This window comes from Streptomyces sp. NBC_00572 (genome assembly GCF_026341815.1).
In the GTDB taxonomy this organism is placed as follows: Bacteria; Actinomycetota; Actinomycetes; order Streptomycetales; family Streptomycetaceae; genus Streptomyces.
The window spans coordinates 361,968-386,131 of sequence record NZ_JAPENX010000001.1; the positions used below are offsets into that span (position 1 = coordinate 361,968).

General features: G+C 72.4%; 23 protein-coding genes. 15 read left to right on the top strand and 8 right to left on the bottom strand.

Going from position 1 to position 24,164, the window contains the following annotated elements:
• Positions 1–10: 10 nt before the first annotated feature.
• The 3 genes from OG514_RS01690 to OG514_RS01700 form a co-directional block, all read right to left on the bottom strand.
• Entirely contained in the window at positions 11–4,441 is a 4,431-nt protein-coding gene (locus OG514_RS01690; protein WP_266890069.1) for a hypothetical protein, read from the bottom strand.
• 40 nt (positions 4,442–4,481) lie between these two features.
• Positions 4,482–5,075: a TetR/AcrR family transcriptional regulator gene (locus tag OG514_RS01695; protein WP_266890071.1), complete on the bottom strand. Its 594-nt coding sequence runs from the start codon at positions 5,073–5,075 to the stop codon at positions 4,482–4,484.
• Positions 5,076–5,193: 118 nt separating this feature from the next.
• Positions 5,194–5,970, bottom strand: a complete 777-nt coding sequence (locus tag OG514_RS01700) for an SDR family oxidoreductase (protein WP_266890073.1) — start codon at positions 5,968–5,970, stop codon at positions 5,194–5,196.
• 190 nt (positions 5,971–6,160) lie between these two features.
• Between OG514_RS01700 and OG514_RS01705 the strand changes: the two genes are divergently transcribed.
• The 5 genes from OG514_RS01705 (at position 6,161) to OG514_RS01725 (ending at position 11,916) form a co-directional block, all read left to right on the top strand.
• A complete protein-coding gene (locus tag OG514_RS01705; RefSeq protein ID WP_266890074.1) occupies positions 6,161–7,411 on the top strand; it encodes a DUF1343 domain-containing protein in 1,251 nt (416 codons plus the stop codon).
• 74 nt (positions 7,412–7,485) lie between these two features.
• Positions 7,486–8,865: an erythromycin esterase family protein gene (locus OG514_RS01710; RefSeq protein ID WP_266890075.1), complete on the top strand. Its 1,380-nt coding sequence runs from the start codon at positions 7,486–7,488 to the stop codon at positions 8,863–8,865.
• A gap of 237 nt (positions 8,866–9,102) precedes the next feature.
• Positions 9,103–10,320 carry a serine-threonine protein kinase gene (locus OG514_RS01715; RefSeq protein WP_266890076.1) on the top strand — a complete coding sequence of 406 codons (1,218 nt, stop codon included), beginning with the start codon at positions 9,103–9,105 and terminating at the stop codon, positions 10,318–10,320.
• A 202-nt stretch (positions 10,321–10,522) separates the two neighbouring features.
• Positions 10,523–11,137 (top strand): hypothetical protein, encoded by a 615-nt coding sequence (locus OG514_RS01720; RefSeq protein ID WP_266890077.1) that lies wholly within the window; start codon positions 10,523–10,525, stop codon positions 11,135–11,137.
• Between the two features lie 35 nt (positions 11,138–11,172).
• Entirely contained in the window at positions 11,173–11,916 is a 744-nt protein-coding gene (locus OG514_RS01725; RefSeq protein ID WP_323181653.1) for a 3-keto-5-aminohexanoate cleavage protein, read from the top strand.
• Here the strand turns inward: OG514_RS01725 and soxR are convergent.
• Positions 11,913–12,395: a redox-sensitive transcriptional activator SoxR gene (gene soxR, locus OG514_RS01730; RefSeq protein WP_266890081.1), complete on the bottom strand. Its 483-nt coding sequence runs from the start codon at positions 12,393–12,395 to the stop codon at positions 11,913–11,915. The genes OG514_RS01725 and soxR overlap by 4 nt on opposite strands.
• 105 nt (positions 12,396–12,500) lie before the next feature.
• On the opposite strand from soxR, the gene OG514_RS01735 reads away from it, so the two are divergent.
• A complete protein-coding gene (locus OG514_RS01735; protein ID WP_266890083.1) occupies positions 12,501–12,962 on the top strand; it encodes a MaoC family dehydratase in 462 nt (153 codons plus the stop codon).
• Here the strand turns inward: OG514_RS01735 and OG514_RS01740 are convergent.
• The 3 genes from OG514_RS01740 to OG514_RS01750 all read right to left on the bottom strand — a co-directional run bounded on the left by OG514_RS01740 (position 12,953) and on the right by OG514_RS01750 (position 15,246).
• Positions 12,953–13,579: a TetR/AcrR family transcriptional regulator gene (locus tag OG514_RS01740; protein ID WP_266890085.1), complete on the bottom strand. Its 627-nt coding sequence runs from the start codon at positions 13,577–13,579 to the stop codon at positions 12,953–12,955. The two genes, OG514_RS01735 and OG514_RS01740, sit on opposite strands and share 10 nt — an antisense overlap.
• Positions 13,580–13,732: 153 nt before the next feature.
• On the bottom strand, positions 13,733–14,020 hold the full coding sequence (locus tag OG514_RS01745; protein WP_024758619.1) for a YiaA/YiaB family inner membrane protein: 288 nt from the start codon (positions 14,018–14,020) through the stop codon (positions 13,733–13,735).
• Between the two features lie 68 nt (positions 14,021–14,088).
• The gene (locus OG514_RS01750; protein ID WP_266890090.1) at positions 14,089–15,246 is read right to left on the bottom strand and encodes an acyl-CoA dehydrogenase family protein; all 1,158 of its coding nucleotides are present in this window, start codon (positions 15,244–15,246) and stop codon (positions 14,089–14,091) included.
• Positions 15,247–15,317: 71 nt separating this feature from the next.
• Between OG514_RS01750 and OG514_RS01755 the strand changes: the two genes are divergently transcribed.
• The 4 genes from OG514_RS01755 to OG514_RS01770 all read left to right on the top strand — a co-directional run bounded on the left by OG514_RS01755 (position 15,318) and on the right by OG514_RS01770 (position 18,637).
• Positions 15,318–16,001, top strand: coding sequence for a TetR/AcrR family transcriptional regulator (locus OG514_RS01755; protein ID WP_266890092.1), 684 nt, complete (start codon positions 15,318–15,320; stop codon positions 15,999–16,001).
• Positions 16,002–16,019: 18 nt separating this feature from the next.
• Positions 16,020–16,715 (top strand): helix-turn-helix transcriptional regulator, encoded by a 696-nt coding sequence (locus tag OG514_RS01760; RefSeq protein WP_266890094.1) that lies wholly within the window; start codon positions 16,020–16,022, stop codon positions 16,713–16,715.
• 118 nt (positions 16,716–16,833) lie between these two features.
• The gene (locus OG514_RS01765) at positions 16,834–17,748 is read left to right on the top strand and encodes a DMT family transporter (RefSeq protein ID WP_266890096.1); all 915 of its coding nucleotides are present in this window, start codon (positions 16,834–16,836) and stop codon (positions 17,746–17,748) included.
• Positions 17,749–17,962: 214 nt separating this feature from the next.
• Complete coding sequence (locus OG514_RS01770) at positions 17,963–18,637, top strand: TetR family transcriptional regulator (protein ID WP_266890098.1); 675 nt, start codon at positions 17,963–17,965, stop codon at positions 18,635–18,637.
• A gap of 217 nt (positions 18,638–18,854) precedes the next feature.
• Here the strand turns inward: OG514_RS01770 and OG514_RS01775 are convergent, their stop codons facing one another.
• The gene (locus OG514_RS01775; RefSeq protein WP_266890100.1) at positions 18,855–19,517 is read right to left on the bottom strand and encodes a TetR/AcrR family transcriptional regulator; all 663 of its coding nucleotides are present in this window, start codon (positions 19,515–19,517) and stop codon (positions 18,855–18,857) included.
• Between the two features lie 122 nt (positions 19,518–19,639).
• On the opposite strand from OG514_RS01775, the gene OG514_RS01780 reads away from it, so the two are divergent.
• The 5 genes from OG514_RS01780 to OG514_RS01800 all read left to right on the top strand — a co-directional run bounded on the left by OG514_RS01780 (position 19,640) and on the right by OG514_RS01800 (position 24,109).
• Positions 19,640–20,578 carry a DMT family transporter gene (locus OG514_RS01780; protein WP_266890102.1) on the top strand — a complete coding sequence of 313 codons (939 nt, stop codon included), beginning with the start codon at positions 19,640–19,642 and terminating at the stop codon, positions 20,576–20,578.
• A 62-nt stretch (positions 20,579–20,640) separates the two neighbouring features.
• On the top strand, positions 20,641–21,441 hold the full coding sequence (locus OG514_RS01785; RefSeq protein ID WP_266890104.1) for an MBL fold metallo-hydrolase: 801 nt from the start codon (positions 20,641–20,643) through the stop codon (positions 21,439–21,441).
• A gap of 61 nt (positions 21,442–21,502) precedes the next feature.
• Entirely contained in the window at positions 21,503–22,204 is a 702-nt protein-coding gene (locus OG514_RS01790; protein WP_266890106.1) for a DsbA family protein, read from the top strand.
• A 221-nt stretch (positions 22,205–22,425) separates the two neighbouring features.
• Positions 22,426–23,604, top strand: coding sequence for an aminotransferase class I/II-fold pyridoxal phosphate-dependent enzyme (locus OG514_RS01795; RefSeq protein WP_266890108.1), 1,179 nt, complete (start codon positions 22,426–22,428; stop codon positions 23,602–23,604).
• On the top strand, positions 23,594–24,109 hold the full coding sequence (locus OG514_RS01800; protein ID WP_266890109.1) for a DUF6190 family protein: 516 nt from the start codon (positions 23,594–23,596) through the stop codon (positions 24,107–24,109). The genes OG514_RS01795 and OG514_RS01800 overlap by 11 nt, the downstream gene beginning before the upstream one ends.
• Positions 24,110–24,164: the final 55 nt, after the last annotated feature.

The window sequence follows — 24,164 nt, forward strand, 5'->3', positions numbered from 1 at the left end:
GCGGGTCCCCTCAGCCGAGTCGGAGGATGAGGGGGCCCGTCGCCGTCAGGACCGCCAGGTGCGTGTCGTCGACCCATTCGATGTCCTGTACCTCGCAGCCGAGTCGGATGCGGAGCAGCACCTCGGTGGTGTCGGCGGTGAACAGGGTCAGAGTGCCGCCGGCGGTGGCCGTGAGGACGGTGGGTCTGTCCTGCCGGGTCTGCAGCCGGAAAGCGCTGATCCGGGCCGTGTCGGGTCGCTTCACGGCACGTTCCGTACCGGACGTGCCACCGGGGCCGCCCGGCCAGGTGCGCACGGTGAGGGTGTCGTCGGCGAGGACGCCGACTGCCGGGCCGCCGGGCCAGAGGCCGAGGTCGAAGGGGACGGGGTCGAAGGTCGCCTCCTCCTCGTCCCCTCGGGCGTCGAGCTGCAAGAACTTCTCGCAGTGGATGTCCGCGCCGGGCAGGGCGAGCACCACCAGATCATGCGCCGTGACCGTGAGCGTCAGGTCGCTCACGTGGGTCTCCCCGTCCGGGCTTGAGTCGACGAATCGCTCCCTACTGGTGACCGCGTGCGTCCCGGTGAACGCGACGACGACTCCCCGCCCCACCGGGACCGCCTTGGCCGGGCTCCGCCTGGAGAAGGCGGTGTGCGTCGGGCCGGCTCCGGACGCGCCGTCCCCGTCCAGGGCGAAACGGCTTCCGCCGCGCCCGTGATCGCGGAGCACGGCGGCACGATGCGCCTTTCCGGGGAGGCCGATGACCCAGTCACGGGGGCTCCCTACGGTCACGCCACGCTTGCTGCTCGGCCTGCTCCCAGGGCGCCACGCCTCCACGTCCTCCCGCGCGGCGGCCGGAACCCTCCACCGCAGCACGGGCATCCCGGGATGGGCGGAGACCTCCCACAGGGCGTCGGGGTCGTCCTCCTCCGCCAACGACTCGCCGCTCACCCCGTCCCGCATGCGCAGGCCCGTGGCCGTGCGGGTGATCACGACCGGCTTCCGGTCCGCGAGGCCGGTCCGGAGGGACAGCACCCGGCTGCCCGGGGCCTCGTCGGGCTCGCGGGAGGAGGCCGGGGGCCACACCTTGGCCGTCAGGGCCTCGTGCCCGAGGGAGACGAGCAACGACGCGCGGCCGTCGGGCCCCTGACGCACCGCCAGCAGCAGGCGGACGGGGGCGTCCGTCCTCGTGCTGCCCACCCAAGCGCCCTGCGCGTCCCAGGTCTTCACCGAAGACGCGGTCGCCTGGTGGCAGAGCGGATCGCCGCCCGGCTCGTCCGGCGGCCCGAGCAGCAGCACGGGAGCGGCGCCGAACCCCACCCACTCCACGACGCGGAGCCCGTTCGCCTCGGTCGTCCTCACCGTGTGCCCGTCCTCACCACGGTGTGAGGGGCCGCCGACCGCGACGACGGAGCCGTACGCCTCCAGGGCGGTCACACCCCTCGTCCTCAGCCGTCGGCGGAGCACGCGGCACGCCGCGAAGCCCGATTCCGCGGCGTCGTCCGGGGAGACGTCCCACACGTTCAGGCGGGAGGGCCACCGTCGCCCGCGCCCCAGGACGACCGCCACCAGCAGGTCGCCGTCGTCCCGCTCCGCCACGGCGAGACGTTCGCCGCGCAGGACGCGCCCGCCCGGGAGGACGAGCGGGGCCCGGTCGGACGTCACGTGATGCAGGGTGACCCCGTCGCTCCGGTCGAGCACGGCGAGCACGCAGGCTCCGGCAAGGTCTGCCAACGCCCAGTCCGCCGCGTCGCCCCTCGCCACGGCGCCGAGGACGTCGCCGCTCTCCACATCGCACACGAGGACGCGCTCGGCGGTCCCGAGCGCGACCCATGGCCGGGACCGGTGGCCCCGCACCGTGTCGACCGCACCGAACCCGGCGGGGAACTCGGCGCGGAAGCCGCCGCCCTCGACGTCCCAGGCCCGGACGAGGCCGTCCTGCCCGACGCCGACGAGCGTGGGCCCGCCGTGCACCGGGACGACGACGGCCTCGGTGACGGGGTGCGGGAAGGTGCCCACGGTCGCGTACGACACCGGCTCCACGTCCGCCCACTCGGTGTCCCAGGGAAGTTCCGGGTAGCGGTCCCGCACGGCGGCCGCGAGCTCGCCCGCGCCCGACTGGAAGGCGGAGAGGCGCAGATGGGCGGCGCGGACTCCCGGGTCGGTGTCGCTGTGCAGAACGGCGGCGCAGTGCGCGACCGTTCGGGCGGTGGTCCGCGCGGGCCCCGTGGTGGCCCGGTCGAGGACGCGCTGGAGGGCGGGCATGTCGGCGGTGAGCAGATATTCCGGGTCCAGGGCGAGGGTGTCGAGCAGTGTGGTGCCTTCGGCGTGCTCGGCGAGGTGGCGCCGGAGGTAGGGGGGCGCCTCGCCCCAGCGCGGGCCGCCCGGGCCGTCGGGGACGACGGTGGCGAGGTGGTCGGCGACCCGCTGCCGGACGCCGGAGTCGAACGTGCTGCGCAACGCGTCCGCGTACGCCTGGTGGTAGAGGCGGTAGACGGAGCGGCCGTCGGCGTCCAGGTCCTCGACGAGGTACTCGCCCGCCGTGTCGAGCAGCCAGGCCAGGTCCTCCCAGGCGAAGGTCGTGCCGGGTTCGGGGTGGCAGGCCGCGGCGACCGCGCGCCAGACCTGGTCCGGGGGCAGGCCGGCGCCCTCGGACAGGGCGAGGGCCCCCAGGAGGGCGAAGCCTCGTTCGGCGTCCGGGCCCAATCGGTGGCGGAGGACCCGGAGGAAGGTGTCGCCGGGGCTTTCGCCGACCTCCGGTACGCGGGTGCGCCAGTCGGGGGCGGTCGTGTCGATGGCGCGGGCCGCGCGGCCCAGGTAGCGCGCGGCGATGCGGGCGGAGAGGAAGCCGCCGTGGACGCGGGCGGCGATCTCCTCGGCGACCGTCTTGGCGGCGGCGTCGTCGTACGGGCCCTTGCTGGCGGGGCCGTCGGGGGCCTGGAGCAGGCGGCGGGCGTAGTCGGCGACGTCCTGGGCGCTGCTCTCCCGGGTGTGGTCGAGGTCCAGGACCGCCGGGTCGCCCTCGAACGCGTCCACGACATGGGGGCGCATGCCGACGAGGAGCCGTACACAGGGAATCCGGAGCAGGGGGCGCAGCAGGTCCTGCGCGATCCGCCGGGCCTCGGTGTCGTCGCCGTGGGCCTCGCCCGCCTCGTCGAGGGCGTCCACGATCAGGTGGAGCGGGGCCCTGCGGGTCGCGAGGGAGCCGAGGAGCGCCTGTGGGGTGGCGGCGGTGATCCCCGCGGCGTCGGCGACCGCGGCCACGAGGTCTTCGAGGTAGCGGTGCCGGGCGTGGATGGCGGTGGGGGCGGGGGCGTTCGCCGTAAGGCCGCCGGAGCGCAGCAGTACCTTGCCGAGGAGGGCCGACTTGCCGACGCCGGGGCCTCCGGTGACGATCAGGCCCCGGCGCCACTTGGCGTCGCCGTGGGCCAGCCAGGCGCTGATGCGATCGACTTCTTCGGTGCGGCCGGTGAAGTAGGAGGCATGCCGTCCGGGCGCGGTGTGTTCGAAGCCCTGGCCGCGCGGGGCGAAGTGGGTCTCCAGGTCGGCGCGCCTGCGCTGCGCCTCGGCGCCGTCGCCTGCGGCGGCGAATCGGGCGGCCAGTTCGGCGACGTCACCCTCGTCGTACCGGGCCTCGGGGCGGTAGCCGGTGTTCTCGAAGCGGAAGAAGGAGTGGCTCTCGCTCTCGATGGCGCAACGGGCCCTCTGGCGGATCCGGGCGGCCTCGAAGATGTGGTTGACGGTATCCACGACCTGGCTCACCGAGAGGTACTCCTGCTTCTGGGAGACGGCGAGCCGGGCGAGGGCCGTTTCGAGGACGGAGGCGAAGACCATCGAGGAGGCGGGTTCCCCGGCTCGGGCGACGGCGATCGCGGCGAAGTCGGTGAGTCGACGGCCGTCGGAGGCCGGGCGGCCCGCGAGGCGGTCGACGGCGCCTCGCTTGAGTGCGGCGTGCAGCTGTTCGGCGACGGCGGCCGCGTCGGTGCCGCCCTGTCCCGCGTCGCAGGTGTCGACGACGAGCAGGACCCGTTCGGCGCCGGAAGCCAGGACGATGCGGGTGAGGTCCTCGGCGGCGAGTGCCGTGCCGACGAGCCGGTCGCGGTGGCTGTCGGCGCAGAGCAGGTAGTGACGGTCGGCGGTGCCGATGCCGTGCCCCGTCCAGTACACGACGACGGAGGTCCCGGTGCCTTCGGTGCGGTAGGCCCAGTCGCGGAGCCGCTTCTGGGTGGTGACGAGGTCGGCGTCGGTGACGCGTTCCTCGATGTGGTAGCCGAGCCCGCCGAATACGTGGACGGCGACACCCAACTCCTCGGCCACCCAGGGGAGTTCGGGCTCATGTCGGTATTTCGCGGTGCCGACGACGACGAGCCTGCGGTGGATCCCGGCCGCCCCGCCGTCTGCCGGGTTCTCGCCGCCGGCCCCGGCCGTTCCGTCCGTCCCGCCCACCCCGACCACCCCGCTCACGAGGCCAGTTATACCCCGAAGCCCCGGGGTCCCGAAGGCCTCAGGGCCGCAGTGCCCGCAGCAGCAGGTCGGCGAGGTGGCCGGCGACCTGCTCGGGGGTGAGCGGGCCGTCCGGGCGGTACCAGGTGGAGAGGTGGTGCACCGAGCCGAAGTGGTAGTCGACGACCAGGTCGGCGGGGGTGGCCGAGGAGAACACCCCGGCCCGCTGCCCCTCCTCGATCAGGGCGCGGAACCGCTCGTGGTAGTGCCGCCGCTCCGACCTGACCTGCTTGTTCTTCTCCGGGCTGAGGTGGTGCATGGAGCGGAAGAAGATGGCGGCGTCGTCGAGGTTCTCGATGGTGGTGACGACGACGTCGGCGGCGGCTTCGCGCAGCCGGTCCTCGATGGGCGCGTCGGCGTCCGCGAAGGCGTCGAGGCGCTCCTGCTGGAGGCGGAGGACGCGGGAGTAGACCTCCTGGAGGAGGTCCTCCTTGGAGCCGAAGTAGTGGTAGAGCGCACCCTTGGTGACCCCGGCCGCCTCGACGATCTCCTGGACGGAGGTGCGGTCGTACCCCTGCTCGGCGAAGAGCCGGGTGGCGGCGGCGAGGAGCCTCTGGGGGACGGGTGTGCCGCTCCCGTCCGTCGTCCTGGCCATGCTCCGCCGCCTTCCGGTCGTTCTCGGTGGTCGTTCTGGGGTGATGGTGCTCGGTGATTGTTTTCGGTCAAGGGAACGCGTTCCCGCCGGTAGATCTTCGCATCCGCCGGGGCGTCTGCTAACGGGTGCCCGTCTCCCAGGTCTGCTGGACGTGGTTCATGGTGCCGAGCCAGCGCTCGGGGTCGGCGGCCCGGTTCCGGTAGTAGCCGGCCACCTCGGGGTGCGGCAGCACGAGGAAGCGGTCGGCGGCGATGGCGTCGAGGAGGGCGTCGGCGACGTCCTCGGGCTCGATGGCGGTGGGGGCCAGGACGAGGTCGCCGGCCGTTCCGGCGGCCGTGAGCATGTCCGTACGGACGCCCTGCGGGCAGATGGCGTGGACGGCGAGGCCACGGTGCCGGTAGGTGAGGGAGAGCCATTCGGCGAAGGCGTACGCGCCGTGCTTGGAGACGCTGTACGGCGCCGCGCCGATCATGGTGAGCAGTCCGGCAGCGGAGACCGTGGACACGAACCGGCCGCTGCCGCGCTCCAGCCAGTCGGGGAGCAGGGCGCGGGCCGCGCGGACGTGGGCCATGACGTTGACGTCCCAGGCGGCGGCCCAGACGTCCTCGTCGGCGAAGGCGTCACCCGGCGAGGAGAGTCCGGCGTTGGCGCACCAGATGTCGACGGTGCCGCCGAGGGCCTCGCGGGCCTCGTCGACGACGGCGGAGGCGTCTCCGGGGACGGCGAGGGCGCCGATCTCCTCGGCGACGGCCTTGGTGCGGACGGGGTCGAGGTCGTTGACGACGACCCGGGCCCCCTCGGCGACGAACCGGCGCGCGAGGGCGGCGCCGATGCCTCCGCCCGCTCCCGTGACGACGACTCCGGCGCCCTGGACCTGGTTCGTGCCCTCGCTCATGGACCCACCTCTCCGTATGACGGCTTGACGACCTGCGGCGACCTGTGACGACGCGGACAGACTAACCAGTCGGTATGGAAAGACGGAAGAGTGTCGGCCGCATGCCTCGTTCCCGTGGGCGGTCAGGACGGCTAGCGTGCGTGCCCATGTCACGCGCCCCGGCCGGGGACGGCGATCGAGGAGGTTTCGCATGGGCCTGTCGCGACGGAGTCTGCTGGCCGCCGGGGGCGCCCTCGGGGCGGCGGCGGCCACCGCGCCCACCGTCTCGGCGGCGGGGCAGCCGCACGGGCACGGGGGCGTACGGACCGGCTTCGAGCGGCTCGCCGACGACGGGTACGCCCTGCTCGCCGGCGAGCGGGTGGGCATCGTCACCAATCCGACCGGCATCACCCGGGACGCCCGGCACATCGTGGACGTGATGCACGCCGACGAGCGGGTGGACCTGGTCGCCGTCTTCGGCCCCGAGCACGGCTTCCGGGGCACCGCGCAGGCGGGCGGCTCCGAGGGGCGGTACGACGACCCGGCGACCGGACTGCCCGTCTACGACACGTACCTGAAGAGCGGGCAGCCGCTCGCGGACGTCTTCACCGCCTCCGGTGTGGACACGGTCGTCTTCGACATCCAGGACGCCGGCGCCCGCTTCTACACCTACATCTGGACGCTGTACGACTGCATGGTGGCCGCGGCCCTCGCCGGGAAGCGGTTCGTGGTCCTGGACCGGCCGAACCCGGTGACCGGACGGGCAGCGCTCGGTCCCGTCCTGGACCGGGCGTTCGCCACCTTCGTCGGACGCGAGCCGATCGCCCAGGCGCACGGCATGACGGTGGCCGAACTGGCCCGCCTCTTCAACGGCGAGTTCCTGGCGTCGCCGGTCGCCCTGGAGACCGTACGGATGACGGGCTGGCGGCGCACCGACTTCTTCGACGCGACCGGGCTGCCCTGGGTGCCGCCCAGCCCCAACATGCCGACCCCGGACACCGCGCTCGTCTACTCGGGGACCTGCCTCTTCGAGGGCACGAACCTCTCCGAGGGGCGGGGCACCACCCGCCCCTTCGAGCTCCTCGGCGCCGAGGGGATCGACCGGCGGTGGGCGGAGGCGGCGAACGCGCTCGCACTGCCCGGGGTTCGGTTCCGCGAGGCGTACTTCGCGCCGACCTTCTCCAAGTTCCAGGGGAAGACCGTGGGCGGGGTGCAGCTGCACGTCCACGACAGGGAGGCCTTCGATCCGGTACGGGCCGGGATCGGGCTCCTGGTCACCGCCCGCAGCTCCTGGTCCGGCTTCGCGTGGCGGGCGGACAACTGGATCGACAAGCTGACCGGTTCGACCCGGGTACGGACGCTGATCGACGCGGGCGCCGGGGTGGACGAGGTCGTCGGGGCGTGGCAGGCGGACCTGGCGGCCTTCCGGGCGGTGCGGAAGGAGTATCTGCTGTACCGCTGAAGGGGGTTGCCCCCCGCTGCACAGGGGTGGAGGCCGGATGTTCCCGAGGGTGTCCGGCCGACCACGCTTGCCCCATGAACCTCTCCACGCCCTCCACGCCCTCCATGCCCTCCTCGCCTCCCTCGCCCTCCTTACGGCGCCGTCTTCCCCTCGTCGGGCTGCTCGTCGCCGCGTGCCTCGGCACCCTGGCGCCCGCCGCCGGGGCGGCCGGCTCCCCGGCCGTCCCCGATCCCGCGCGCGAACTCGCCCGCACCTCACAGCCGTTGACCGATCTGCGCCCGCTCGACCGGATGATCGGCTCGGCCAAGGTCGTCGGCATCGGTGAGGCCACCCACAGCTCGGCGGAGTTCTTCACCGCCAAGCACCGGATCTTCGAGCACCTCGTGGAGCGCAAGGGCTTCACCACCTTCGCCCTGGAGGCCAACTGGTCCACCGGGCTGCTCGTCGACGAGTGGGTGCGCACCGGCCGCGGCGACATCCGGGCGATCATGCGGGACGAGTTCCAGGAGTCGTACCGCCTCTGGAACACCGAGGAGTACCTCGACCTCTTCCGCTGGATGCGGCGGCACAACCAGCTCCACCCCGGCCACCAGGTCCGCTTCATGGGCAACGACCTCGGCTACGCGGGCGCGAACCTCTTCGACGAGGTGACCTCCTACGTGGCCCGCACCCACCCCGCGCTCCTCCCCCGTTTCCAGGAGCTGTACCGGACCTCGCGCCCCACGGGCGAGGTCGAGGCGTGGATGAAGGGGTACATGACCAGGCCGCGCCCCGAACGGCAGCGGATGGCCGCCGATGTGAACGCCGCTCTCGCCCTCCTGGAACGACAGCGGCCCGGAAAGGGCGCACGCGCGCGTGAGGCGGCGGAGTGGGCGGTGCAGCACGCGCGGGCCATCGCCCAGGTCGGCACCGAGTTCGCCCACGACATGTTCACGGACGCCGGGGCCGCCGAGGCGATGCTCTACCGCGACCGGGTCATGGCCGAGAACACCGTGTGGTGGCAGCGGCGGACCGGGGACCGGATCGTGCTCTCCGCGCACAACGGACACGTCGGCTACGAGACCACGAATCCCGAGCAGTACCCGCGGCTCCAGGGCGCCTTCCTGCGGGACGCCCTCGGCCGGGACTACGTGAGCGTCGGCGCCTCCTTCGGACAGGGCTCCTTCAACGCGCACGACACCGAGGCCCCCGGCGAACCACTCCGGGCCTTCACCGTCGGACCCCTCGGCCCCGACAGCAGCGCCCACACCCTGGACCGGGTCTCGCCCGGCGCCTTCTACCTGGACCTGCGGCACACGACGCCGACGGCGCGCGACTGGCTCGGCACGCACCGGACGAGCCGGGTCATCGGGACGGCGTACCCCTGGGTGGGCACGGAGGCGCAGGTGCGCCTGTCCACGGCGTACGACCTGCTCATCCACTTCCCCCGGATCACGGCGGCCCGGCTGCGCTGAACGGGGCACGCGCGCGTGGCCCGGCCGGCACCGGGCGGGGCACGTACGCGTGACGCCGCTGCGCCGAGTGGGGCACGCGCGCGCCGTACGACTGCGCCGACGGAGGTACGGGGCCCGGTCGAGGTCTGACCGGGGCCCCGCCCGGGCATGCTGGCCCTTGGAGCCGCCGCCCGCGCGGAGCGCGCCCTGGGCGCGGCGGCCACCTCGACGTGGAGGGACGGTCGGACCGTGACCGGGATGAGTGTGGAGCCGTACCGGGAGATCACCTTCGACAAGGAGGGCGACGGGCCCGCGGGGCAGTCCGCCGCCCTCGCCGCACTGGCCCGGCAGGGTCTGACCGACCTGGTCGTGTTCGCGCACGGGTGGAACAACTCGCCTTCCGGCGCCACCCGGCTCTACTCCGACTTCTTCGAGCCCTTTCCCGGTCTGTTCGCTCCCGGGGAGGAGGTCGGGTACGCGGGGGTGATCTGGCCCTCGATGATGTTCACGGGCGAGCCGGTCCCGGACTACCGGGCCCTCGTGTCGGTCCTGCCGGAGAAGGAGTCCGTCCTCGACCGGCTCACGGAGCTCCTCGTGACGGAGCCGGCGGAGGAGGCCGCGTTCGCCGAGTTCGGAGAGCTGCTGCGGGAGCTGACGGACGTGTCCGCCGGTGGTGGCGACCGTGAGGGCGCCGCCGGGGCCCGGGAGCCGGTGCCGGAGTTCCTGGTCGGGGACCCGGTGGAGGTGTGCGCCCTGTTCACCGAGGCGCTCGGGGCGGACGCCGTCCCGCCGGAGGGTTTCGGGGAGGGGCTCAAGCGGTACTGGAAGGGGGCCCGCGAGGCCCTGCGGCAGGCCACGTACTACGTGATGAAGAAGCGGTCCGGGCGGGTCGGCGAGTTCGGCCTCGGGCCCCTGCTCGGCGAGGTCGCCCGCGCCGCCCCCGGCCTCCGCGTCCATCTGGTGGGTCACAGCATGGGCGCCCGGCTCGTCGCGTACGCGCTGAAGGGGCTGCCGTCGGGAGCCCGTCCGGTCGCCTCCGTGACCCTCCTCCAGGGCGCCTTCTCGCACTACGCGTTCGCGGCGCGGCTGCCGCACGACCCCGGTCGCCCGGGCTCGCTGCGCGACATGCAGCAGCGGGTCCGGGGGCCCGTGGTGGCCTGCTACTCGCGGCACGACACCGCGCTCGGGGTGATGTATCCGCTGGCGTCCCGGCTCGCGGGCGACGACTCCGAGTCGTTCGCCGCGACGACCGGACTGCTCGGCACGGACGATCCGCGCTGGGGGGCGATCGGGCACGACGGCGTCCAGGCGGTGCCCGGGACGGTGGCACGGAACCTTGCGGCGGTCCTGCGCGAGGGAGTGCCGGCCTCGGGGTGTGTGAGCGTCGACACGGCGGACGTGGTCCGCTCGCACAGCGACATCCGCCGGGCCGAGCTGGCCCGGGTGGTGGTGTCGGCGGCGAGGACGGGCAGGTAGAGGGGGGTGCGGGACCTCCGCCGGCTCTCACCCGGACTCCGCCCCCACCTCGTCCGCACCCCAGCGGACTCTTCGGTTCCGCCCTCCCCCGGGGCCTCTCGCGCACTGCTGATGGCTGCCATCGGAATTTCGATGGAACACGGCGGGGCGCTCGTTCGTCCCTCTGATATCGCGGAAGGACCAGCGACGGAGGTGGCGGGAGATGGCCGGTTTCCGGAGTCTCGCGAGACAGGTGCGCGATCCGGGGTGCGACACGGCGCTGCGCAGGTACTCGCTGCGCAAGTGTCTGGAACGGTTCGCGCCGTACGGGCACCGGGCTACGTGGGACCACCTGTGCCGCAGGCACAGGTTCGGACCCGAGGACCGGGAGCTCGATCCTGGGCGGCTGATCGCCGCGCTCGACGAGCTGGAGGAGGCGCGGGCCGTGTGGCTCGCGTACGAGGAGGAGTTCGCCGCCCGGCGGCGGCGCGAGAAGCACGAGGGGCTGCGCGGACTCGGCGCGGTCGACGACTGGCACCGCCGGGTCTGGGGCGGCAACGGCGTGGTGCGGTGCGGCGATCCGGCCGTGCATCCGTCGGACCCACTGCCCGAGGTGCTGCGGCGGCTGATCACCGCCCTTGAACAGGGACCCGGCGAGCGGTGCCCGGTGTGCGAGGGGCCGCGCATCGAGTGGGCCGGTCCCGGCGACACGTACGAACCGTGGCTCGGGCCGGTCTGCGGGGACTGTGGGGTGGGTGTGCCGCGTGCGGTGCTCACCTCGGGAGCGCTGGCCCGGGCACGCGAGGAGCGCAACCGGTCGCTGGCGTCGGCGGCGTGAGCCCTGGGGGCACCGACGGGCCGGCGCCGCGCGAACTGCAGGCACCCTCGGTGCTGCCGGTACTGCAGGTGTGTCTCAACGGGGCACGGGGGCCCGGGGATTCGGCCGTGGTACCGATGTCGCCCGCGTCGCTCGCGGAGTCCGCGGCCCGTGCGGTGGCGGCGGGCGCCGGGGAGGTGCGCGTGCATCCCCGTACGCCGTGCGGGGGTACGTCGCTCTCGCCCCGGGTGCTCGCACCGGTCCTGACCTCTGTCCGGGCGGCGGTGGGCAGACCCGTCCGGGTCACGACCGCCATGGCCGCCGAGTCCGATCCGGGGCGCCGGGTGGAGCGGATCCGCTCCTGGGACGTACTGCCCGACCTGGTGTCGGTCGACTGGCACGAGCCGGACGCGGAGGAGACGGCGGCGGCGCTCCTGGAGCGCGGGATCGGGGTCGAGGCCGCGCTGTGGTCGCGTACGGACGGCCCCGCCCGCTTCGCGCGCTCGCCGCTCGCGCCCCGAGTACGGCGCGTCCTCGCCAAGGTCCCGGACGCACAGCCTGCGACCCGGGCCGAGGAAGGAGCCGGGGACGCGGCGCGTTCGCTCCTGTCCACACTCGAACTCCCGCCCCTCATGACCGTGTTGCTCCACGGCGAGGACGGGGGCGCGTGGCCTGTGCTGCGGCTCGCCCGCCGTCTCGGTCTCGCCGCCCGGATCGGCCTTGAGGACACCGTGCTGCTTCCGGACGGCACACGGGCGCGTTCGAACGCGGAGCTGGTGACCGCGGCCCTGTCCCCCTAGCCGTTGCCGTCGTCCGGGGCGGGGTTGCGTACGGGCAGCAGGCGGGAGCCGGCCATCCGCTCACCGAAGGCGTCGTCGGGGTTGGACAGGACGCAGGTCTCCAGGGAGAGGCAGCCGCAGCCGATGCAGTCCGTCAGGTGGTCGCGGAGCCGGCCGAGCTGCTTGATGCGCTCGTCCAGTTCGGTGCGCCAGGCCGCCGAGAGCCGGGCCCAGTCGTCGTTCGTGGGCGTGCGCTCCTCCGGGAGCTGGGCGAGCGCCTCGCGGATGGTGGCCAGCGGGATCCCGACCCGCTGCGCGGCGCGCACGAAGGCGACCCGGCGCAGGGTGTCACGGCCGTAGCGGCGCTGGTTGCCGCTGGTGCGACGGCTGCTGATGAGCCCCTTCGCCTCGTAGAAGTGGAGGGCGGAGACGGCGGCCCCGCTACGGGCGGAGAGCTGGCCGACGGTGAGCTCGTGGATCTTCTCTGGAATCTGCGGCACTCCGCGACCCTACTGGTCCGTTGACAGCGGCCCGCTCACCCCACATGCTGAGCAAGCGCTTAGATACCGACCGTTGGGTATGTCGTACCAGAAGGGAACAGGAACATGGCCGAGCCGAGGATCTTCACCTCCGCCGAGGAGCTGCGCGCGGGGGTCGGCGAGCAGCTGGGGCACAGTGACTGGGTGGAGATCGACCAGAAGCGGATCGACCTCTTCGCGGACGCGACCGGGGACCACCAGTGGATTCACGTGGACCCGGAGCGCGCCGCCGACGGGCCGTTCGGCACCACGATCGCGCACGGCTATCTGACCCTGTCGCTGCTCCCGCTGTTCGTTCCGCAGGTGCTGCGGGTCGAGGGCATGAAGATGGGCCTCAACTACGGCACGGAGAAGGTGCGTTTCCCCGCTCCGGTCCCGGTCGGCTCGCGGCTGCGCGCCACGGCCGTCCTGACGAAGGTCGAGGAGGCGGGCGGCGGCGTGCAGGTGACGGCGGCCGTGACGGTGGAGCGCGAGGGCTCCGAGAAGCCGGTCTGCGTCGCCGAGTCGGTCTCCCGCTACTACTTCTGAGCGCCGACCATCCTGAGGACGAGGTCGGCGTAGAGCGCGCCGACCTCGTCGGGCGTCCGGCGGCCCTGGGTGGTGAACCAGCGCGAGACGTCGATGCAGAGCGAGAGCACGGCGACCGTGGTGCCGGGGACGTCCGGCACGTCGAACTCGCCTGCCGCCACGCCCTCGTCGATGATGCCGCGCACGGCCGCGTCGGACTCGCGGCGCAGTGCCACGATCTCGGTGCGGTGGTCGGAGCCGAGGGCGTCGAGCTCGTACTGGACGACCCGCGCGGTGGTGTGGCGCTCGGCGTGCCAGCGGACGAAGGACCGGACGGCGTCGGCGAGGCGCTCGGCGGCCGTGCCGTCGCCGTCGGCCGCGGCCCGGAGGATCTCCAGGGCCTTGTCGTGACCGATGCGGCTGATCCGGTGGAGCAGCTCTTCCTTGGTCTTGTAGTGGATGTAGAGCGCGGCCGGGCTCATCCCCGCGCGGCCGGCGATGTCCCGGGTGGTGGTGGCGTGGTAGCCGCGCTCGGCGAACGCCTCGACGGCGGCCACCAGCAGTCGCCGGGCCGCCTCGGGCGTGACCTCGCCCCAGGGCATGTCCTCGCCCCCGGGCGTCTCCTCCGCCGCGCTCATCCCACACTCCCTCTCGGTCCCCGTCAGGACGAACACCATACAACGAGGGTGAGCAAGCGCTTAGCGATCTGCGGCTCCGGGATCGGTAGCTCCGGAGATCCGTGGCTCCGGCGTCGGTAGTTCCGGAGATCGGTGGCTCCGGAGATCAGCGGCTCAGAGCTTCTGGAAGGGGTCGTGCTCGGCGAGCAGCTTCTCCAGCCGGGCCTGGTCGACCCGGCTGACGATCTGCCCGGCCTCCTGGCGGTCGCGGACGACCTTGGCGAGCGTGAACGCGGAGGTGGTGAGGTAGAGGACCGCGACGGCGAGGAAGGCGCGGACCCAGGCACTGGCCTCCAGCTGAAAGATGCCGATGGCCACGGCCGCGAGGGCGATCCCGAAGGAGAGGACGGCCTGCATGTAGTAGGCCGCGGTGTTCTGCTGCTTGACCGGTGTGTCGCTCATGGGCACAGCATGGGCCGGATGTGGCGGGTGCCACATCCGCCCGCGTACTCAGAGACGTACTCAGGTGCTCAGAAGGCGGAGACCCCCGTCAGCGCCCGGCCGATGATGAGCTTCTGGATCTGGCTCGTGCCCTCGTAGAGAGTCATCACGCGCGCGTCGCGGACCAGCTTGCCGACCGGGTACTCGTCGATGTAGCCGTAGCCGCCGAAGACCTGCAGGGCGTTGTTCGCGGCGCGGACGGCGGCCTCGGAGGCGTACAGCTTGGCCTTGGAGGCGGCAGTCGCGAAGTCCTGGCCCCGGTCGATCAGATCGGCGACCCGCCAGGTGAGCAGCCGGGCGGCGTCCACGTCGACGGCGATGTCGCTGATCAGCTCTTGCACGAGCTGGTAGGAGGCGATGGGCTTGCCGAACTGCTCCCGCTCCCCCGCGTACCGCACGGCCGCGTCGAGGGCGGCCTGGGCGATGCCGACGCAGCCGGCGGCGACGGACATGCGGCCCTTGGCGAGGGCGGACATGGCGACGGCGAAGCCCTTGCCCTCGGGGCCGAGCATCGCGGCGGCCGGGACGCGGACGTCCTCCAGGACCAGTTCGGCGGTGGCCTGGCCGCGAAGGCCGAGCTTGCCGTGGACGGGGCGGCGGGTGAGGCCGGGGGTGTCGGTGGGGACGAGGAAGGCGGAGACGCCCTTGTGGCCGGGGGTGTCGTTGGTGCGGGCGAAGAGCAGGACGACATCGGCCCAGGTGCCGTTGGTGATGAACATCTTGGTGCCGTTGATCACGTAGTCACCGGCGCCACCCTCCCGCACCGCGCGCGTGGCGAGGTTCCCCGCGTCGGAGCCGGTGCCGGGCTCGGTGAGGCCGAAGCAGCCGAGCGCCTCGCCGGAGGCGAGCCGGGGCAGCCACTCCCGCTTCTGCTCCTCGTCACCCCAGGCGGCGACGGTCTTGGCGACCAGGCCGAGGGAGACGGAGACGATGCCGCGCACGGAGGAGTCGCCGCGGCCGAGTTCCTCGGTCACCAGGCAGTACGCGAGGTGGTCGCCGCCGGAACCGCCGTACTCCTCCGGGATCGTGAGCCCGAGGAAGCCGACGGCACCGAGCTTCTTCACGATCGCCCGGTCCACCTCCTCGGCGCGGTCCCACGCCGTGGCGTGCGGGGTGACCTCGCGTGCGACGAAGTCCTCGGCGAGCCGCCGTACGGCTTCCTGCTCCTCGCTGAGTTCCAGATTCATACGGCGCCCACCTCACCCGACCAATTAATTACCACTGCTAGTTTTTGCGGTGCAGGCCTACTATGTGCGCCATGGCCCGACCGCGCAAGCCCCTGCTCAGCCGAGACCGCATCGTCGAGACGGCGGGCGCACTCGTGGACGCGGAGGGCCTCGGGGCGCTCTCGACGCGGCGGCTCGCGGCCGAGCTCGGGGTGAGCGGGCCCTCGCTCTACAACCACTTCCGCACCAAGGACGAGATCCTCGACGCCGTCGCCGACGCGGTGAGCACGAAGATCGATCTGTCGATGTTCGCGGAGGACGACGGCCGCGACTGGCTGACGGCGCTGCACGACTGGGCCGTCTCCTACCGGGCCGCCCTCGCCGACCACCCGCACATCGTCCCGGTCCTCGCCCAGGGCCCCGGCCGCCGCCCGGCCGGCCTGCGCGTCGCGGACGCCGTCTTCGGCGCGATGGTCCGCGCGGGCTGGCCGCCGGCCCAGGCCACCTCCATCGGCGCGCTGATGCGGTACTTCATCACCGGCTCGGCCCTCGGCTCCTTCGCCCGTGGCTTCGTCGACGACGAGACGGCCTACGACCCGGCCGACTACCCCCACCTCGGCCAGGCGCACCGCCTCGCCGAGCACCGGCAGAAGGTCGACGAGGGCGCCTTCGACACGGGCCTGCGGGCGCTGCTCGACGGGCTGCGGCTCCAGTACGAGGCCCGGACGCCGGAGCCCGCGACTCCGCACGACATGTCGGCCACCACCGAAGCGTGAGTGCGGGACGCTGGACGCATGGCAGCCAGTGACCTCGCCGCGCTCGCGGCGCTCTTCGCGGACGAGACCCGCGCCGCGTTCGTACTCGCCCTGCTCGACGGCCGGGCCTGGACCGCCGGGGAACTCGCCCGGCACGCGGGCGTGGCGCCGTCCACCGCGAGCGAGCACCTCGGAAAGCTCGTCACCGGCGGGGTGCTCACGGAGGAACGCCAGGGGCGGCACCGGTACGTGCGCCTCGCCGACCCCGGGATCGCGCATCTCGTCGAGGACCTGGCCACCCGGTCCGAGCCCGCGGTGGCCTCACCGCCGCGCTCGCTGGGCGCCGCGAACGCCGGGCGGGCGATGGCCCGGGGCCGGACGTGTTACGACCATCTCGCCGGGCGGCTCGGCATCGCGATCACCGAGGCGATGACGGTGCGCGGGCTGCTGCGCCAGGACACCGGGTTCGCGCTCACGGACCGGGGTCTGGCCTGGTTCGACCAGCTGGGCGTCCCTCTCGTACGCCGGGGGCGGCGGCCCGTCGCGCGCGGCTGTCTCGACTGGACCGAGCGGCGGCCGCACCTCGCGGGGATCGCGGGAGCCGCACTGTGCCGGCATGCGCTGGACGCCGAGTGGTGCGTACGGATCGGGTCCGAGCGGGCCGTGAAGGTGACCGGGCGGGGCGAGAGCGAGCTGTACGCGCACCTGGGCATCGCGCCGGAGGACCTGCGATGAGGCCACTGCCGCCCGACGGCTCCCGCCCGGGCCCAGCCCCGACCCCGACCCCGACCCCGACCCCGACCCCGCGGATATTGCGGTGAGCGCCGAAGGGTCCGCGTCCTACGGTCGGGGCATGCAGAAGCAATCCTCGCGGCTCGCGCTCGCCGCCGCCGGTGTCACGGTCGTCCTGTGGGCCTCCGCCTTCGTCTCCATCCGCAGCGCCGGAGAGGCCTACTCCCCGGGCGCGCTCGCGCTAGGGCGGCTGCTCGCCGGGGTCCTTGTCCTCGGGGCCGTCCTCCTGGTCCGGCGGGAAGGGCTGCCGCCCCGGGCGGCCTGGCCGGGGATCGTGGTCTCGGGCCTGCTCTGGTTCGGGGTGTACATGGTGGTGCTCAACTGGGGCGAGCAGGAGGTCGACGCGGGCACGGCGGCGATGGTGGTGAACATCGGACCGATCCTGATCGCGCTGCTCGGCGCCCGGTTCCTGAAGGAGTCGCTGCCGCCCAGACTGCTCGCGGGCATGGCGGTGTCCTTCGCGGGCGCGGTGGTCGTGGGCCTCTCGATGTCCCGCGCCTCCGCCGGCGCGCACGCCTCGCTGCTCGGGGTCCTGCTCTGCGTCCTCGCGGCGATGGCCTACGCGGGCGGGGTCGTGGCGCAGAAGCCCGCGCTCGCCCACGGCAGCGCGCTCCAGGTGACGACCTTCGGGTGCCTGGTGGGGGCGGTCGCGTGCCTGCCGTTCGCGGGGCAGCTGGTCGAGGAGGTGGGCCGGGCCCCGCTGTCGGCGACCCTGAACATGCTCTACCTGGGGGTGTTCCCGACCGCGCTCGCGTTCACGACATGGGCCTACGCCCTGGCCCGTACGACCGCGGGAAGGATGGGCGCGACGACGTACGCCGTGCCCGCTCTCGTCGTACTGATGGCGTGGCTGTTCCTGGGCGAACTGCCGGGGTTGCTCACCCTCGCCGGGGGCGCGCTGTGCCTGGCCGGTGTGGCCGTGTCCCGCTCTCGCTCGCGGGCCGCCGCCGGCACCGGAACGGCCGAATCCACCTGACAGGGCATGGCCCCGGTTCCGGTCACTTCACACACGTCCGACGCCGGGTGTGCGCCCGCGACCTGGAACGGACACAGCCGTCAAGCCCCAGTTCCGGCCGGTCGGACGAGAAGGCACGTTTCATGGGCTCCCGGCCGGATAGTTTCGAGTCGGTCACAGGCGCGGGCCGGAACATCACGCTCCGGCACCTTCTGGCAAGCCGACGGGGGAGCTCATGGCGATTCAGCAGCGGGCGGAACGTACTAGACAGGAGATCCTGTCGGCGGCCGCAAGGGTGTTCGACGGGCAGGGCTACGAGCGGGCGTCGCTGGCCAGGATCGCCGGCGAGGCCCGGGTGACCACCGGCGCGCTGGTCTTCCACTTCGCGACGAAGGCCGATCTGGCGACGGCGGTCAGGGGACGGGCCCGAGCGGTCACCCGGATCACGGTCGAGTCGGCCTGCCTGTCGACGGAGGGGGTCGGCGGCACGGCGATCGACAAGCTGGTGATCGCCACGCACGCACTGATCCGGCTCTTCGAGACCGACCCCATGGCACGGGCCGGCGAACGCCTTGCGCGGGAACTCCAGTTGACCGACCCCGGGCTCTCCGGGAACTGCCCCTGGCGGCGCGAGGTGGCGCGCCTGGCGCGCTTCGCGGAGGCGGAGAAGGCCCTGCGTCCCGGCGTGGACGCGACGGCGGTCGCCGCGCTGATCGGCTATGTGATCACCGGGGTCGAGCTGGAGATGCGCTGCCCGAACGGCCCGACCGACGAGTGCTGGCCGCCGGACGAGCCGAGGACGACCGAGAACGGCGCCCTGCGCGGGCCCGCCGAGCAACGACTCGACCGCATCTGGAAGTTGATCCTGCCGGGCCTCGTCCATCCGGCCGGCCGGCGGCCCGGCGCCTGAAGCGTGCCGCAGGGGGCACGGGAGCGGACGGCCGACGGGCCTTCCCCCGGCACCGGCCGGACCCCCTGCCATGACGACGGCCACCTCGACCGGACCCTTGCGGGGGTGACGTTGGGCCCGGCCGGAGCCACGCCGAGGTGACGGCGGGCCCGGCCGGAGCCACGCCGAGGTGACGGCGGGCCCGGCCGGAGCCACGCCGCCGCCGACCGACCGCGCCTCACTCCCCCGAACGCAGGAGCTGGCGGGCGAAGTCCGCCAGGGAGCGGCCGATGCGCTCGGTCGACAGGCCGAGTTCGTGCCGCTGGAACTGGAACAGCTCGGGTGACAGCGGGCTGAGCGCGATGTCGATCAGCGGGTCCGGGTCCTGGATCCCGTGGTCGACGAGCAGCGTGCGGACGTGGACGCGCCAGAAGCCGTAGGCCCCCGTCCGGAAGCGCGCGGGGCCGGTCTCCGCCCCCAGGGCCAGCGGCAGATGGCGTTCGAGCAGATCGAGCATCGCCAGGTAGAACGCCGCCAGCCGCTCCCCCGCGGGTGCGCCGGGACCGAGCGGCGGCGGGCCGTAGATGAGCTGGCCCTGGAGCAGGCGCTCGTGCTCGTCGAGCAGCGCGACGGCGACCGACGACGGATCGGGGAAGCTCCGGTAGAGCGTGGCGCGGCCCACCCCGGCGGCCTTGGCGATCCCGTCCATGGTGACCGTCCGCGGATCCTGCTGGGCGAAGAGCTGCTCGGCCGCGGCCAGGATCTGAGCCCGGTTGCGTTCCGCGTCCGCGCGTCTGCGCGGGGCGACCGGCTGGTCGTCCACGGCCTGAAGATCGCCGAGGAGCCCGCCGACCCGGTGGACGGAGGCGGCTCCACGACCCCGCTGCTCGTCGTCGCTCATGGACCAGACCTTACTTCCCTTGAGGCTAAGTGGACACCTTGTCCGTTTGCCATGCCCCGTGGCATGCTAAACGGACTCAGTGTCCACTTAGCCTTTCGCCTTCCCGCCCCAGGGAGATCAAGATGCACACCGCGCTCCTCGCCGCGGCCCTGCTGGTCGGCTGCCTCCTGGCCGTCCAGGCCTCGGTGAACCTCCAGCTCAACTCGGCCGTCGGCACCCCGTACGGCGCCTCGACGATCCAGCTCAGCGTCGCGACCGGTCTGCTGACCGTGCTCGCGGTGGCGGCCGGAGCGCTCGGCGCGCTCGGCAAACTGCCCGATGTCGAGCCCTGGCAGCTCCTGGGCGGACTCGCGAGTCCGCTCTACATCACCAGCGGCATCCTGCTCTTCCCACGGCTCGGCGCCCTCGCCGCCGTCGGGCTCTTCGTCACCGGCCAGATGTTCGCCTCGCTCGCGCTCGACCTCTTCGGTCTCCTCGGCCTCGAACAGCAGGACCTGAGCGTCGGGATCGTCGTCGGCGCCGTGGCCGTGCTCGCCGGAATCGTCGTGATCATCCGGGGCATGAAGGCCGCGGCTCCCCCCGGCGCACCGAAGATGTCGAGCGCCGGCCGCGCCGGCTGGCTCGCCCTCGGCGTGCTCGCCGGAGCCGTGCTGCCCGTGCAGGGCGCGGTCAACGCCCAACTGCGCGCCCAGCTCAAGGAGCCCGTCACCGTCGCCGTGATCAGCTTCGCCGTGGCGACCTTCACCATCGCCGTCGTCCTGCTCGTGCTGTACGCGACCCGGAAGACGCCGAAGCCCAAGATCGCCCCACTGAAGAAGATGCCCTGGTGGGGCTGGCTCGGTGGCGCCTGCGCCGCCGCCTACGTCACCGGCACCTTCCTGCTCATCCCCGAGATCGGGGCGGCGGTGACCATCGCGCTCACCGTGACGGGGCAGCAGCTCACCTCGGCCCTGATCGACCACAAGGGCCTCTTCAAGCTCCCCCAGCGCTCCCTCACCAAGGCGCGCACCCTCGGTCTCGCCCTGCTGATCGCCGGCTCCCTGACCATCCAGCTCGTCTGACGGCAGGCGCTCTGACCGTCCGGCTCGTCCGACCGTCGGTTTCCCCGACCGAAAGGTGTGTCATGAAAGCGTCCTACTCCGCCGGGCCGGACCTCCACGTCCTCCCCTCGGCGCTGCCCATCCCGGGCCTCGGCGACCAGCCGGTGAACGCCTTCCTCCTCCGGTCCGGCCAGCCGCTCCTCGTGGACACCGGCATGCCCGTCGACCGGGAGGGCTTCCTGGACTCCCTCTGGTCGCTGATCGAGCCGGCCGATCTGCGCTGGGTCGTCGTCACCCACGACGACCGCGACCACACCGGCGCCCTGGCCTCGATCCTGGAGGCCGCGCCGAACGCGAAGGTGCTCACCAACGCCATATCGCTGACGCGAATATCGGAAGAGTTCGCCATACCGCAGGAACGGGTGGTCACCGCGAACCCGGGAAGCCGTGTGAAAGTCGGCGACCGCGAGCTGAGTTTTCACCGGCCTCCCACGTTCGATTCACCCGGAACCCTCGCCGTGTTCGACCATTCCGATGGAACGCTATACAGCTCCGACAGCTTCGGAACCGTCGTCGAAGAAATCAGCCAGGACTTCGCCGACCTTTCCGAGGAGGAATTCTTCCACGGCTTCGAGGTCCTGAACCGGGCGATAGCGCCGTGGACCGCGCTCGTCGACGAGGCGAAATTCCTCCGGCCGGTGCGCGAACTGGCCGCCCTGCGCCCCGCGAAGCTGCTCAGCGCCCATGGGCCGACCGTCCGCGAGGAGGCCGTACCGCGGCTCTTCGAGGCGATGGCCCGCATCCCCTCCCTGCCCGCCTGGCTGCCCGACGCCGACCTCGACCTGGAGGCGGCGCTCGACGCCGTCGAGTCCCCGGCCGCCTGAGCCGATCGAGTCCCGACCGGCCGAGCCCTCCGCTCCGCCCGTGTACGAACCGAGGAGAACCATGTCCGACCCGACCACCGCCGACCTGACGCCGCCGCGCGGAGTCGTCACCGTCTTCTCCGACATCTGGTGTTCCTTCGCGCACATCGCGATCCACCGGCTGCACACCACCCGGGCCCGCCTCGGCCTGGAGGAGCAGGTCTCCTTCGACCTGCGCGCCTTCCCGCTCGAACTGCTCAACGACGCCCCGAGCCCGCGCCCCGGCACGGACAGCGAGGTCGCCCGGATGGGCAGCCTGGAGCCGGCCGCCGGCTGGCAGCTGTGGCAGGCCAAGGACTGGCTCTACCCGTCGACGACCCTGCCCGCCCTGGAGGCGGTGCTCGCCGCCAAGGAGCAGAGCCTGAACGCCTCGGAGCAGCTCGACCTCGGGCTGCGCCGGGCCTTCTGGGCCGAGTCGCGCTGCATCAGCCACCGCAAGGTGATCCTGGACGTCGCCGCGGAGACCGGCGCCGTCGACGTCGACGCCCTCGCCGAGGCCCTGGACGACGGGCGCGCGCGCCGGTCGCTGGCGGACCAGGCGGCGCTCGCCAAGAGCGACCGGGTGAACTGCAGCCCCCATCTGTTCCTGCCCGACGGCTCCGACCACGCCAACCCCGGCATCGACGTGGGCTGGGAAGGCGCGTACGGGATCGGCTGGCCGGTGATCGGCTCGGACGACCCGAAGGTGTTCGAGGACATCCTGCTGAGGGCCGCCACTGAATAGTTGAAAAGGCCTCCAAAAGGCGGCCGTACAACCGGAACGACGGCCAGGCATTCCTGTACGAGGAATGCCTGGCCGTCGTTCCTTTTTTTCGCCGGCAGAACATCGCGGTGATTATTAATTGCGTGACCCGGCCGTTATTCGCAAGGCCGGTCGAAGCTCCTACAGTCATTCACGCCGCCGGAATTCCGGACGGAGATTCGTATCGACAGCGGGAGTTCTTCATGTCGTTGACCGACAAGGCAGACGTCAGCACGTTCGTCGACCTCACCCAGCACGAGATCGAAGCCCTGAAGACCCGGTTCAACCTGGCCGACGCGCACACCCACCAGCGGCAGTCCGCCACCCAGGAGCGGATCGTCTCCCGGCTTCCCGAGCTGTGGCACGAGTCCGAGTCGAAGCAGCAGGCGCACTTCGAGCGGCAGTTCCTGGACGCCTTCTTCCGGCTGCACCAGCAGCCCACCGCCCGTGCGATGGGCCGCACGCTCCTTTCCTACTCCGCCAGCGTGTCGACCATGGTCGCCGGCATGTTCCTCAAGCAGCGCGGCATGTCCGTGCAGTTGGTCGAGCCCTGCTTCGACAACCTGGTCGACCTGCTGCGCAACATGCAGGTGCCGATCGCCCCGTTCGCCGAGTCCGCGCTGCACGACAAGGACGCGATCTACGAGCGGCTCGTCGAGGAGATCACCGCGGACGCCATCTACCTCGTCGACCCCAACAACCCCACCGGGTTCACCCTGCTCGCCGAGAAGCTGGAGGGCTTCCGCGAGGTCGTCCGCTACTGCGTGGACCACGACAAGGTCCTGGTGATGGACTTCTGCTTCGCGTCCTTCGCGCTCTGCGACGAGGGCGTCGGCCGGGTGGACATCTACGAGCTCCTGGAGCAGTCCGGCGTCACGTACATGGTCATGGAGGACACCGGCAAGACCTGGCCCATCCAGGACGCCAAGTGCGCCATGATCACGGCCAGTCGGGACATCCAGGAAGAGGTCTACAACCTCCACACCAGCGTCCTCCTGAACGTCTCGCCGTTCGTCCTCAACATGGTCACCCAGTACGTCGAGGACTCCATCACCGACGGCTTCGCCTCGGTGCGCGACATCATCCGCACCAACGGCGAGGCCGCCCGCGACGCCCTCAGCGGCACCATCCTGGAGTTCCAGGAGCCGGTCGTCGGCACCAGCGTCGCCTGGTTCCGCATCAAGCCGGAGCACCTGACCGCCACCCAGCTCCAGGCCGTCCTCTTCGACGAGGAGGTGTACGTCCTGCCGGGCACCTTCTTCTACTGGAACACCAAGGAGAAGGGCGAGCGCTTCGTGCGCCTGGCCCTGGCCCGCGAGCCGGAGCTGTTCGCCGGCGCGATGGAGCGGATGCGGAAGGTGCTTGAGCGCTATGCGGTCTGACACGAACCCGGTGGTGTTCATCGACGCCACGCTCTTCATGGGCATGCACAGCAAGGACGATGTCGTCCGCCTGGCCGCCAAGGCCTTCTTCGCGGGCCGGCTGGCCGCGGGTGAAGCGGGCGGGGTCGTCATGAGCTGGGAGCAGGTCGGCCGCTGCGACGACCTCGTGTGGGGATACGAGCGAGGGGTGCAGGACGACTACTACCCCTTCATGGACGTCCTCCACACCGACCTGGCCATCGAGCGGGCCGCCTACGAGGAGGCGGACGTCCGCCGGGCGTTCACCACGCCGGAGCTCGAAGGCCTGCCCACGCACGAGCGTCTGCTGCTCGCCCAGGTCATCGGCCGCGAGGGCGTGCTGCACACGGCGAGCCCGCGGCTGCTCCGGACGACCGGCCTGCCCGTCGTACCGATGGGCCCCGGCGAGGAACACTCGTTCCCGGCCTATCTGGAGGACCTCTACCAGCGCTCGCTGGTGCTGACGGTCGACTCCGAAAGCCTCTGAAGAACCCTCCGAAGAACCTTCTGAAGACCTCCGAAGGCCCCTCCGCAGACCCCTC